12 protein-coding genes are annotated in these 13482 nt (G+C 37.5%); 9 read left to right on the top strand and 3 right to left on the bottom strand.

Features of this window, described 5'->3' with window-relative positions:
• Positions 1–288: 288 nt before the first annotated feature.
• The gene (locus LIV57_RS06965) at positions 289–474 is read right to left on the bottom strand and encodes a hypothetical protein (protein WP_227942030.1); all 186 of its coding nucleotides are present in this window, start codon (positions 472–474) and stop codon (positions 289–291) included.
• 89 nt (positions 475–563) lie between these two features.
• Positions 564–1082 carry a pyridoxamine 5'-phosphate oxidase family protein gene (locus LIV57_RS06970; RefSeq protein WP_227942031.1) on the bottom strand — a complete coding sequence of 173 codons (519 nt, stop codon included), beginning with the start codon at positions 1080–1082 and terminating at the stop codon, positions 564–566.
• 167 nt (positions 1083–1249) lie between these two features.
• On the opposite strand from LIV57_RS06970, the gene ahcY reads away from it, so the two are divergent.
• From ahcY to LIV57_RS06995, 5 genes are all read left to right on the top strand, one after another.
• Positions 1250–2563, top strand: coding sequence for an adenosylhomocysteinase (gene ahcY, locus LIV57_RS06975; RefSeq protein WP_227942032.1), 1314 nt, complete (start codon positions 1250–1252; stop codon positions 2561–2563).
• Positions 2564–2665: 102 nt separating this feature from the next.
• Positions 2666–3463, top strand: a complete 798-nt coding sequence (locus tag LIV57_RS06980; protein ID WP_227942033.1) for a hypothetical protein — start codon at positions 2666–2668, stop codon at positions 3461–3463.
• Between the two features lie 356 nt (positions 3464–3819).
• Positions 3820–4212, top strand: coding sequence for an inner membrane protein YiaA (gene yiaA, locus LIV57_RS06985; protein WP_089790546.1), 393 nt, complete (start codon positions 3820–3822; stop codon positions 4210–4212).
• Positions 4213–4550: 338 nt separating this feature from the next.
• Complete coding sequence (locus LIV57_RS06990) at positions 4551–6110, top strand: BspA family leucine-rich repeat surface protein (protein WP_227942034.1); 1560 nt, start codon at positions 4551–4553, stop codon at positions 6108–6110.
• Between the two features lie 16 nt (positions 6111–6126).
• The gene (locus tag LIV57_RS06995; protein ID WP_227942035.1) at positions 6127–7686 is read left to right on the top strand and encodes a BspA family leucine-rich repeat surface protein; all 1560 of its coding nucleotides are present in this window, start codon (positions 6127–6129) and stop codon (positions 7684–7686) included.
• A 51-nt stretch (positions 7687–7737) separates the two neighbouring features.
• Here LIV57_RS06995 and purE read toward each other — a convergent pair whose 3' ends face one another.
• Entirely contained in the window at positions 7738–8241 is a 504-nt protein-coding gene (gene purE, locus LIV57_RS07000) for a 5-(carboxyamino)imidazole ribonucleotide mutase (protein WP_110011782.1), read from the bottom strand.
• A gap of 255 nt (positions 8242–8496) precedes the next feature.
• On the opposite strand from purE, the gene LIV57_RS07005 reads away from it, so the two are divergent.
• The 4 genes from LIV57_RS07005 to LIV57_RS07020 all read left to right on the top strand — a co-directional run bounded on the left by LIV57_RS07005 (position 8497) and on the right by LIV57_RS07020 (position 13290).
• Positions 8497–9405, top strand: a complete 909-nt coding sequence (locus LIV57_RS07005; protein WP_227942036.1) for a DMT family transporter — start codon at positions 8497–8499, stop codon at positions 9403–9405.
• Between the two features lie 142 nt (positions 9406–9547).
• On the top strand, positions 9548–10114 hold the full coding sequence (locus LIV57_RS07010) for a hypothetical protein (RefSeq protein WP_227942037.1): 567 nt from the start codon (positions 9548–9550) through the stop codon (positions 10112–10114).
• Between the two features lie 6 nt (positions 10115–10120).
• The gene (locus tag LIV57_RS07015) at positions 10121–12244 is read left to right on the top strand and encodes a cation:proton antiporter (protein WP_227942038.1); all 2124 of its coding nucleotides are present in this window, start codon (positions 10121–10123) and stop codon (positions 12242–12244) included.
• 233 nt (positions 12245–12477) lie between these two features.
• Complete coding sequence (locus LIV57_RS07020) at positions 12478–13290, top strand: hypothetical protein (protein ID WP_227942039.1); 813 nt, start codon at positions 12478–12480, stop codon at positions 13288–13290.
• Positions 13291–13482: the final 192 nt, after the last annotated feature.

The following is a 13482-nucleotide window of genomic DNA, read 5'->3' on the forward strand; positions in this document are numbered from 1 at the left end:
TACTATTCATCGTAAAAATAATTTGCAGGTCGGATAAAAGAAATGGTTGATGAAAAGGGATAAGGAAAGGAAGATGGATGCTGGAAGATGGAAGTTACTATTCGTCGTAAAAAGAATTTGCAGGTCGGATAAAAGAAATTGTTGATGAAAAGGGATAAGGAAAGGAAGCTGGGAGCTGGAAGATGGAGGTTACTATTCATCGTAAAAAGAATTTGCAGGTCGGATAAAAGAAATTGTTGATGAAAAAGGGATAAGGCAAGGAAGATGGGAGCTGGAGGATGGAAGTTACTATTTGTCATAAAAATAATTTTCAGAACGAAGAATCCGTTGAGGAAAATGGAATGAGGCAAGGAAGATGGGAGCTGGAAGATGGAAGTTACTATTCATCGTAAAAATAATTTTCAGAACGAAGAATCCGTTGAGGAAAATGGAATGAGGCAAGGAAGATGGGAGCTGGAAGTTACTATTCGTCATAAAAATAATTTTACGTTGAGGAAAAAACAAACTCTTTGTTTCCTTAATCTTTATAACTTCCGGCATCCTTCTACCAGCTTCCAGCTTAATTATTTAGACTGATGATTCGCATCATTTCTGTGCTCTACAATGTCAAGTTTCGAATTTACAAAATACGCACTTCCGAAACCATTTACATAAGATCCTTTTAGAGGCTGCAATGCAATTAAAATAAAATCTCCCATTTCGGAAATTACCTCTACTACTTTGCCGTGAGTTTCTCTAAGTTTCCCAACAACAGCATTCCATACTTCAGAATCTCTTTCAATCTGAGAAGCAGCGGCTTCAAGTGTTAAACGTTCGCGGGCATAGATCTGCTTGGTTGCCGATTCGTCTTCAATAAACATAATGGATGTTTTTCTTCCGTCAGCAAGGTTTTTAGTATGTTTTGCCATGAAAGATACCAGAATATAGAATGTCTGATCAACCTGTACAAAAGGTGCATAGCTTGAATTTGGATTCCCTTCGGCATCAACAGTAGCAAGAATTACACTTTTTGAAGCATTGATCAGTTCCTGTACTTTGGGAGCAACAGGTTTGATTTTCTTTTCTGTATGGGTTTGCTTCATAATATATTTGTTTATCAGATAAAATTAGTTATTTATATTAAGACTAAATAATATTAATCCATGTTTAATCTCATAAAACTGAACTTGGTTTGCCGTTTTTATATCTTAATTATAAATCGTAATTTTGCCTTTCGTTATCAATTGAATTTTAAAACTATTCATTACATATGAGTACTACAACACAATACGTTCCTTATAAAGTTAAGGATATATCCCTTGCAGAATGGGGTAGAAAAGAAATTACCCTTGCAGAAGCAGAAATGCCAGGTTTGATGGCTATCCGTGAAGAATACGGACCATCTCAGCCGCTGAAAGGAGCAAGAATCGCAGGATGTCTTCACATGACTATCCAAACGGCTGTGCTTATCGAGACTCTTGTAGCTTTAGGAGCTGAAGTTACATGGTCATCTTGTAATATTTTCTCCACACAGGATCACGCTGCTGCTGCTATTGCTGCTGCTGGAATTCCGGTGTATGCGTGGAAAGGATTAAATGAAGAGGAATTTGACTGGTGTATTGAGCAGACTTTATTCTTCGGTGAAGACAGAAAGCCATTAAACATGATCCTGGATGATGGTGGAGATTTAACAAACATGGTTTTTGATAAATACCCTGAGTTCACAAAAGATATCAAAGGCCTTTCTGAAGAAACCACTACAGGTGTTCACAGACTTTACGAAAGAATGAAGAACGGAACTTTAGTAATACCTGCCATCAACGTAAATGATTCGGTTACTAAATCTAAATTCGACAACAAATACGGATGTAAAGAATCTGCTGTAGATGCAGTAAGAAGAGCTACAGACGTAATGTTAGCTGGAAAAAGAGTGGTAGTTTGCGGATACGGTGACGTAGGTAAAGGTACTGCTGCTTCATTCAGAGGAGCTGGTTCTATCGTTACTGTTACGGAAATCGACCCGATCTGTGCACTTCAGGCTGCTATGGACGGTTACGAAGTAAAAAGATTAGATACTGTGGTAGACAATGCTGATATCATCATCACTACAACAGGTAACTTCAATATCGTAAGAGGAGAACACTTCATTAAAATGAAAGATAAAGCGATCGTTTGTAACATCGGTCACTTCGATAATGAAATCGATATGGCATGGTTGAACAAAAACTACGGTCATACTAAATCTGAAGTGAAGCCTCAGGTGGATATCTATACAATCGAAGGAAAAGAAGTAATCATCCTTGCAGAAGGTAGATTGGTTAACTTAGGATGTGCTACTGGCCACCCAAGCTTCGTTATGTCTAACTCTTTCTCTAACCAGACGTTAGCTCAGATCGAACTATGGAATAACGCTGCAGCTTACAAAAACGAAGTATACATGCTTCCTAAGCACCTGGATGAAAAAGTTGCTGCTTTACACCTTAAGAAATTAAGCGTGGAGCTTGAAACTCTTTCTCCTGAGCAGGCTGAGTATATCGGTGTAGACGTAAAAGGGCCATTCAAACCTGAATACTACAGATACTAAGATCTTAACAAAACATGATATGATCCCGCTATTGGTAAGATAGTGGGATTTTTTTATACAGCATATAAAGCATTTCTTATTTTTGTCGACTAAAAAAATAACATGAAAAAATTCTTATTTCTGGGGCTCGCGGGCTCTGTAATCTTCTTTAACAGCTGCAGCAGTAATGATGATAGTGATAATACAGCTACGCCAAAATTATTATTGAGTAAGGTTACCACTACTTATTATGATAATCCGTCTAAACCAGAAACTGTTGTAGAAATCTTAGAATATGACAAACAGGGACAACTGGTAAAAATGAATTCTAAAGGAAGAACCAGCACTTTTGAATACATTGATGGAAAACCGACCAAAATAAATTACTATAATGATAAAAATATTTTAGAATATTATTTAAATTTCTATTATAAAGGTGATCAACTTCTTAGTAACAAAGCTGTTTACACCAATTCCGGGTATAATAGATCTTATCAATATACATATAATACAAATGGCCAGCTTGCCTCTTCCACTCTCTGCCAATCTGAAAATTGCTCAAATCCAGGAATATCAACATTTACTTATAATGGAAATAATGTTTCAGTGGAAACCTCAACAACCCCAGGATCATTTAGCTTTACTTCCAAAAGCGAATTTACTTATGACAGTAAATTAAACCCACATACCAATACAAATAAATACTTGAGAATCATGATGGGAGGAGCAAATACCTTAAGTGCAAACAATTATACCGTAAACAAAGACAGCTATAAAGGTAATGATGGAAATTGGTATCCAAGTGAAACTACTACGTATACTCTACAGTATAATAGTTCAGGACTGCCTGTTCAGGCTACCGGAATAGGAAGTGACGGAAATCTTTCGGTTCAGTATACTTACGAATATATCACTCAATAAAATAAAGCTCTCCGGTTTGGGGAGTTTTTTTATGAGCTGATTCCCGCTATCCGCTCATACTCCTCGCTCCAACCTGCCCCAGCCTCTTACCCACCAACTCTCCCACTCATGCTTCGGGGTAACCGCTGCTATCGGGGCTAGGAGAAGGTGATGAATTATAATTGATAAATGATGAGTGATGAATAGATTTATATTATTCAATAGTAACGGGTTATAATCCTGAGCTTAGACGAAGGGAGCCCGAAAGATAAAACTACTTCATCATTCTACTCAGTATTTTTCCTATATTTTTCCTCTGTCAGAGCTCTATTTGTAAAAAATGAATATCTTAGCCCTCTTAAACAAAACATTAAACTATGAAAAAACAAAGAGTATCGAATGCATTTGTGGCTGCTTCGTGGGTAGCGTTGGGAGCAGGAATGATAGGCTTTATTGTCGGTCTTGCAAGAGCAGAAATGCTGCTGAATGAGAAAGGATATTATTTTACCATCCTTCTTTATGGCTTATTTGCTGTGGTTTCGTTACAGAAAGCGGTACGTGACAGATTAGAAAACATTCAGGTAACCGATATTTATTATGGAATCTGCTGGTTTGCAACATTATCATCGATTGTACTACTGGCCATCGGACTTTGGAATGCCACCATCCTTCCAAGTGAAAAAGGTTTTTATGCCTTTGCCTTTTTACTGGCTCTCTTCGGAGCCATCGCAGTACAGAAAAACACCCGTGATAATATGATTCAGGAATAAAGCAAACTCTCCAAAACGGAGAGTTTTTTTATTTACATAAATTCATTAAAATTTATAAAATACTATAAATTTTACATTTAAGTTGAAAATATATTAAGTTTTTATTATTTTAGCATTGCTTATTTCACAAACTAATGACATGCACAAAAACTTTCACTTTTTTCTCTCCATATATTATCATTTCATTTCGCAAAAAATACATCCGGTAAAGTCATATAGGAACATGATCAAAATTCCATATCCGTTCAGCAACAAGTTCTGGCGGATAAGAGGATCTCTCCTTTCTATTTATTAAACAATAGCCCAAGACAACAACTAATACCCATAAAACGATAACCATGATTCTAAAGAAAATTCCAACACTCATTTTTCTTTTGTTACTATTTCTCGCAAAGGCACAAAATGAATTTATCACTATCTGGAAGCCGGCATCTACTGTATTACCGGCGGTAAATGTAGACGCTCCGTACCAGGCAACCACACAACAGATATGGTTTCCCGGGATTGGCGATAATTATGATATTTATTGGGAGGAAGTGGGCTATCCTCAGCACAATGGCTCCCTCCTCGATGTAACTTCCACAAAACAGGTTCTTATCGACTTTGGTACATCAATCGCAGAAAAAAATGATGCCAAATACAGGGTGAAAGTTACGAATGGTAACGGAATGTTCAGGCAGATAAAATTCGGAACTGCTCAATTATTTCCTGGTCCTGAGCAAATCATTCCTATCTGGCAGATCAACGGAAGTTCAGATAAGATACTGGAAATAGAGCAATGGGGTAATATTTCATGGACTACGATGAACGGTGCCTTTAGTCTGTGCAGGCTTATGGAGCTTACGGCAACCGATACTCCCAATCTTAATAATGTGGAGGATGCTTCTTTCATGTTTTATGGCACAACCAGCTTTAAGGGTGCCAGTTCTATGCAAAACTGGGATACATCGAAAATTAAGAATTTCAGCTTTATGTTTTCACTTTTATTTGATACGCCCCCAGCAGCCGGGCTGACTGAGCAATTCAACCCGCCTTATCTTGACAGCTGGAATATGTCTTCTGCTACCAACCTCAGCTATATGTTTGGAAACAGAAAAGTTTTTAACCAATCTCTTAATAGCTGGGACGTTTCCAAGGTGACCGATATGAGCTGGATGTTCGGGCAGTGTTTAAGTTTTAATCAACGTCTGGATAACTGGGATACCTCAAACCTTGAAGATATGCACTTTATGCTTCACATGATTCCTGTCTTCAATCAGCCTTTAAACTGGAACACTTCAAAAGTGACCAATATGGCTCATATATTCCATGGCTGTACATCCTTTAATCAGTCTTTAGAAAATTGGGACATGACCAAAGTAAAGAGAATCGATGATATACTGAATGGTGCAACGAATTATAATCAGCCATTAGGAAACTGGAATTTGGTTTCACTTATTAATGGTGCAGGCTCTTTAACACTGTCAGGACTTAATTGTGAAAATTACAGCAAAACACTCGTGGGATGGGCAGAAAACCCCAATACAGCGAACAATATCTCATTAGGTTCCTTAACAGTACTAAAATATGCCCCCAATGTATCAGACAAAAGAGATATTCTGATCAATAAAGGGTGGTCATTTGTAGGTGATACTCCAGGAAGCTGCTTATTATCTTCATCGGATATAAAGCTGAACAAAAAGCCTCTGCTTTATCCTAACCCTGCAGTGGATGATATTCACATTGATGGAATAGCTGATATTAAGGCATATAAAATTTATGATGCCAGCGGAAGACTTGTAAAAGAAGGAAATCCTAATAATGATATCATCAATGTAAGCACTCTGCCAAAAGGAAATTATATGATACAACTTGTCATGAAAGAAAAAACGGTTTCTTCAAAATTCATTAAAAAATAACCATAATTTTCCCTATATGCTATCAAAAAAAATCTCAACACTCTTTTTTCTGATACTGATTTTCATAGCAAAAGCCCAGAATGAATTTATCACGATCTGGAAACCCGCTTCCACGATAACACAGCCAATTACTGTAAGTGCTCCCTATCAGGCAAGTTCCCAACAGATATGGTTTCCAGGAATTGGTGAAAACTATGATATCTATTGGGAAGAAGTAGGATATCCACAACACAACGGTTCCCTCCTCGACGTAACCTCCACAAAACAGGTTCTTATCGACTTCGGTACGTCGATCGCAGAAAAAAATGATGCCAAATACAGAGTAAAAGTAAGTAACGGAAATGGCGTTTTTCAACAAATAAAATTCGGAGATGTACAGGAAACTCAGCTTCCGGATCAGATTTTCCCGATCTGGCAGGTTAACGGAAGCGCTGATAAGATCCTGGAAATAGAACAATGGGGAAACATTGTGTGGACATCGATGAACAATGCCTTCAGCCAATGTAAACTTGTTCAGATCACGGCTACAGACATTCCCGACCTAAGTAATGTTGAAGATGCTTCTTATATGTTTTATGGTACAAAAAGCTTTACAGGCGCAAGCTCCATGCAAAACTGGGATACTTCTAAGGTTAAGCATTTCAGATTCATGTTTGCCCTGATCTTTGACACCGTTATCAGCTCAGTTTCCGATCAGTTCAATCCTCCTTATTTTAATACTTGGGACATGTCCTCTGCAACTGATCTCAGTTTTATGTTTGCGGGAAGAGCACATTTTAACCAGACATTAAACAACTGGAACGTTTCGAGCGTAACGGATATGAAATGGATGTTTGCTCTTTGCCCAAACTATAATCAACCAATGGATAACTGGGATACCTCAAGCCTTGAAGATATTCGTTTTATGTTCCATTTTGATTCTGCCTTTAACCAATCTTTAAACCATTGGAACACTTCTAAAATCACCAATATGGCCCATGCTATTCATGGCTGCACGGCCTATAGTCATTCCCTTGAAAACTGGGATATGACCAAGGTTACCAGAATAGACCAGATTCTTAAGGAAACACCCAACTTTAATCATTCCCTTGCAAGCTGGAATCTTGCCAGCGTTAATAATGGAGCCCAGGCTTTGATGCAGACAGGAATAGATTGTGAAAATTTCAGTAAAACACTTGCAGCATGGGCAGATAATCCTGATACTGCCAATAATGTTGATTTAGATATTGTAACCCCTTTGACTTATGCTTCCAATGCAGTAGATAAAAGGAATATTCTCATCAGTAAAGGTTGGACGATGTCGGGTGATACAGTAGGAAACTGTTTACTGTCTTCATCAGATGTAAAGCTTAATAAAAAACTTTCATTATATCCTAATCCCGCTGTGGAGGATATTCATATTGAAGGACTAAGTGATATTAAAAAGTACAGAATTTTTGATGCAAGTGGAAGACTTGTACTGGAAGGAAATCCTAATAAAGAAATGATCAATGTAGGATCATTACCGAAAGGAAATTATATTTTACAGCTCATTTTGAAAGATCAGACCATCTCTTCAAAATTCATTAAAAAATAAAGTAAAAAAGCCTCGCTGAAAAGTGAGGCTTCTATTTTGAGTTGAAATAAATTATTGGTCAAAATGATTTGGGTGCTGGGCTTTGATATCATCTACCGTTCCCAGTACTTTATCTTTTAAAGAATCCTGATATTTCTGAAGTTTTGCAGCGACTTCTTCATTACCGCTTCCTAAAATTTTTGCAGCTAAAATCCCGGCATTCAAAGCTCCGTTTAAAGCTACGGTAGCTACCGGAATCCCACCGGGCATCTGAAGGATAGATAAAACAGAATCCCATCCGTCTATAGAATTACTGGACAAAATAGGAACCCCGATTACCGGAAGTGTAGTACAGCTTGCCACCATTCCCGGAAGATGTGCTGCTCCTCCTGCTCCAGCTACAATTACCTTCAGACCTCTTTCCTGAGCAGTTTTTGCATAATCAAACATTCTTTCCGGTGTTCTGTGCGCTGAAACTACTGTTAACTCATAAGGGATATCGAGGCTTTTAAGAAAATTTGCAGCCTGTTCCATAATCGGCAGATCACTCTGACTGCCCATAATAATTCCTACCATCTTCAATTTTATTAGATGTTCAAAGATAAAAAATAAAAATGTAAAGAGGAATAACTACAAAAAATCCGGGAAACGATTTATGATTATAATTCCTAAAATAATTTAATCTTTCAATAGATCTTCCATTTAAAATGTAAAGAATAAATAAAGATCTTTTTGGCTCAGATTTTTCATCTGTACTCCTATAAATTACAACATCTGTATCCATAACAATTCCTGGGAAAATAGATATATTTGTTGTTACACCACATTAAATTGAAAGATTATAAACTTACACTGGCTGTATGTACCGTTGCTATTGTCTGGGGTACTACGTTTTTATCGATAAGGGTTGCGGTAGAAACAATACCCGCCTGGTTTGTCGCAGGAATACGTCAATTTCTTGCAGCAATTATCATGTTCCTTATTCTTACCTATAGAAAAGAATTCAAATGGATAGGCTGGACAAGCCTGAAATACCAGTTTATCTTCTCTTTATTAATGCTTGTGATTGCAAACGGAATGACTACAGTGGCGGAAGAGGAAGTCACCAGCAGCCTTACTTCACTGATAAGTGCCTGCTCTCCTATCCTGGTGTTTTTCGGAAGTATGGCTTTAGGTCTGCAGAAATTCAGCTGGCGGGCTTTTACAGGAGTTGTTCTGTGTTTCAGCGGCATTCTTTTTATTTTCTGGGATGGTATCAATGATTTAAAGAACCCGGATTATGCGCTTGGTATATTATTTCTATTTATTGCCATTGCAGGATGGGCTTCAGGAACTATTTTCACCAAAAAACTGAACATTCAAAGCGGGAATATCTCACTGAACCTCTTTTACCAGTTTGCCTTTGCGGGAATTATCCAGATTATTTTTGCCTTCCTTTTTTCAGAAGATTATAATTTCGGAAACTGGAGTCTGAAAAGTATTTCTGCGATGCTTTATTTATCGTGCTTCGGCTCTGTAGCAGCATTTTTTGCTTTCCATTATGCATTGACCAAAGTTTCTCCGGTTCAGGTATCTATATTGGCTTACATCAATACGGTAATTTCCATTTTTTTAAGCTGGCTGATTCTTGACGAAAAAATTTCTGCCAAATTCATCATTGCTGCCATACTTATTATTGTTGGGGTTTTTGTGATCAATTACAATCCGGCTATGTTTAAAAAACAGAGAATCGAGTCGTAAATCAGAAAATAATATTCATTATTTCAACCCACCTATTCCGTTGCTTTTTAATTTATTAAATAGAATTAAAAGCAGATCCGTTATATGGGGATTTTCTATTTCCTTCATTTTTTCTTATATTGTATACTCCAACCGATACAATATGCTGAAAAACACATTTTTTTTATTGCTGGCTGCCTCTTTTCTATTGGTAAGCTGTGATTACAAAGAGAAGGAAAAGAACCTGACAGACAGGGAAAAACAATTATTAGAAAAAGAAAAAGTATTCGCAAAAAAAGAATCCGAATATCAGTCTCTGCTGAAAATGAGAGACAGTATTTTTGCGAAAAAAGATTCTGTAGTGATCACCGCTGCATGGCCTGCGGAAATTTCCGGACCATGGAACGGTAAAGTAATCTGTACAGAATCCAACTGCAGCGAGTATGCAGTAGGTGACCAGCGTACCGATATCTGGGAGTTTGATAATGATTCTACCCAGCCTATTACCAAAATCATCAACAACAATAATCTGGTAAGGCTTTACACAGGCAAGTTTGAAAACAATGAGATCAGACTGTCTTTCAAAACCGATTCTACAGCCAAAAAGAATGTAGAAATGAGTGTTCTTCTTAATGATATTTCGGACAACAAGATCAAAGGAACCAGAACCATTACCTCTGATGGCTGTACCGCCAAGTTCTCTGTTGAATTAGTTCGTTCCACAAAATAAACACTTATGATTTTACTGAGTATACACAACCTGAGCCTTCCTATAGAAGATCCGGTACTGAAGTTCCTGTTGGTACTGGTCATCATCCTTGCAGCCCCATTACTGCTTAATAAAATTAAAGTCCCTCATCTCCTGGGACTTATCATTGCCGGAGCGATTATTGGTCCGAACGGATTCAATGTATTATCCAGGGACAGCAGTATTGTAGTAACCGGAACCACCGGGCTTCTATACATTATGTTTCTGGCAGGTCTTGAGATCGACATGGGGGATTTTAAGAAGAATAAATGGAAAAGTCTCACCTTTGGTATCTATACCTTTACAGTTCCTTTTGTACTGGGATATCTGGGAGGATATTATATTTTACACTTCTCTATGCTGACTTCCATTCTGTTTGCCAGTCTTTTTTCATCTCACACGCTTATCGCTTATCCATTGGTGAGTAAGTTGGGAATTGCGAAAAACAAAGCAGTTAACATCACCGTTGGTGGTACGATGATCACAGATATTCTTGCTTTATTGGTACTTGCTGTGATTGTGGGAATGTCTCAAGGTGATGTGGGAACAGAATTCTGGGTTAAATTATCGGTCTCTTTTGTCGTTTTTGCCCTCATTGTACTTATTGTATTCCCTATTATAGGACGATGGTTTTTCAAAAGAGTGGATGATAAAATTTCGCAGTATATTTTTGTACTGGTTATGATTTATCTGGCTGCTATGCTGGCTGAACTGGCTGGTGTAGAAGCTATCATCGGAGCATTCTTTGCCGGACTGGCGTTAAACAGACTTATCCCTCACACTTCTTCTTTGATGAACAGGGTTGAGTTTGTAGGAAATGCCATATTTATCCCGTTCTTTTTGATCAGTGTAGGAATGCTGATTGATTTTAAAGTTTTCTTTAAAAGCTGGGAAACCCTGGAAGTTGCCGGAATTATGCTGGTTGCCTCTATCGGAGGAAAATACCTTTCCGCGGTTGCCACTCAGAAAACATTCAGGCTGACCAAAGAGGAAGGAAAACTGATCTTCGGATTAAGCTCTGCTTCGGCAGCAGCAACACTGGCTTCCGTAATGGTTGGATATAACATCATCCTTTCTGAAACCGAAACCGGAGAACCTGTAAGATTATTAAACGAACACGTACTGAACGGAAGTATTCTCCTTATCCTGATTTCATGTACCATCTCTTCATTTATTTCCATGGCGAGCGCTCAGAAAATTGCTGAGAGTGATAACGAAGATACTGTTTCCGGAAATACCCACGAAGAAGAAAATATTCTCTTAGCCATCAACCACGAAGCCACTGTTGAGAGAATGGTGAATCTGGGAATTCTGATCAAAGCACATTCCAATACGGAAGATCTTTTTGCTTTGAATGTCATCAACGAAGACAAAAATGAATCTTCGGTAAAGAATGCGGAGAAACTTCTTCACCAGGCAGCAGATGCAGCCGCAGCGGCAGATGTAAAATTGCAGGCTTTAAAAAGATATGACAATGATGTCATCAACGGGGTCAATAATGTGATTAAAGAACAGAAAATTACAGATCTTATCATCGGATTGGAAGACGAAAAAGGATTCTCCCCTTCTTTTGTATATAATCTTTATAACGGTTATCTTCAGAATGATGATGTGAATGTACTGGTTTACCATGCTGCACAACCGCTTTCCACCATTAAGAAATATGCGGTGATGATTCCCGAGAATGCTCATCAGGAAGCGGGATTCTTCCATGCATTGCTGAGAGTATGGAACATTGCCAGAAATTCCGGAGCTACAGTTGTTTTTTATGCTCCTGAAAACATTATTGATATTCTTCAGAAAATCATAAAGAAAGCCAATATAGAAGCTGAATTTATTATCATGAGCACATGGCAGGATGGTGAAAGAACCGCCGCACAGCTGAAAGATGATGAAGCCTTGATTATTCTGATGGCCAAGCGCGGTATGAAGTCATATATTCCAAGAATGAGACTGATCCCTGAACTGCTGAACAGGAATCTGAAAGACAATAATTACCTTCTGATTTTCCCTTTCTCGGAGTATGACAAAAACAGCCCGGAAATACGTTCTGTAGGAAATCACGGAGATTTTGTGGAGATTGGAAATGTGATTCAGAAGATTTTTAAATAAAAAGGCTGGAAGAAGGAAGAAGGATGCGGGAAGTTTCTTCTCTGCGAATAATTAATTCTTCGTTATGATTAAACAATTAAATCATCAATAGCGTCAGGATCGATAGGAATAAAATTGGCTTTACCGAAACCTAAAATTAAGTTTTCGGCTAAAGCCAATTGAATGACAATTATTTTTAAACGGGCTAAAGCCCGTTCCTATTGAATTTTGTATTTTGGCAAAAAAAATAACCTATGAAACAAATTATCGGATTTCTCTTCTTTTTTGTGTTCATCATTCTTTCTGCACAAAACCTTACCCTTTCGGATAAAGAACTGAAACAAAAACTGGATTCTATCAAAACTGAAGGAAACCTACTCTATTCTTACGAAAATGCATCATGGCATGCGGGAGATCTTGTAGGCAGCAATAAAAGACTTGCTGAAAATACAGGAAGCTATATCACATACCAGAAAAACGATACCATCAAAACCTCCTTTCTTAATAAAGCAGGTAATATGATTATTGCAGAACTGTCTTTCAAAAATAACCAGACAAAGCCTGTCAAAGAAAATTTTAAAGAAAGAGGACTTAATGAAACTGAAAGTATTTTAAAAAATATCCGTTCTGCCATTATTCCGCAGTTATCCGATCCAAAATATGCGGTAACAGTACCGCAGGGATATAGTCTTAATATGGTTATTATTCCGTTTAATGAAAACTATAAGGTGTATTTGATACCTGGTACTGCACAGTCCGGTATAATTCCTTTCGGAAATGATTATCTTTTTGTTTCGGATAAAAAAGGGAATATTATTTCCCATAAAAAATTTCACTCAAGACTTATTCCAACCTCTACAGCCTTAGAAAATGGAGGAACGGTAACAATGTCTACCCACAGCCATTTAGTAACCAATCCTTTTATTTCTGCAACAGATATTTGTACTTTTAAATTGTATGCTCCACTTACATCGCTTGAAGAATTTTCTGTTTTATCAACCGCTTTAGGAAGTTATATCAAATACAATTATAAAAAGGATAATATTGAGGTGGTTAAAAATCCTTGATTATAAAAGATTTAAATCATCAATAGCATCGGGCTTTAGCCCGATGTGAACAACCGAAATAAAATTGGCTTTAGATTCTGTGTTAACTTCCAAATATTTTTTATACATTTATATTTATAAAAGCGACCTTGAGTTAGCTTGCGTAGGGTGAACGTCTTTGATTTTTACCCTACTTTCTTCAAAATCTATCTG

It is taken from the genome of Chryseobacterium sp. X308, assembly GCF_020733145.1.
Taxonomy (GTDB): domain Bacteria; phylum Bacteroidota; class Bacteroidia; order Flavobacteriales; family Weeksellaceae; genus Chryseobacterium; species Chryseobacterium cupriresistens.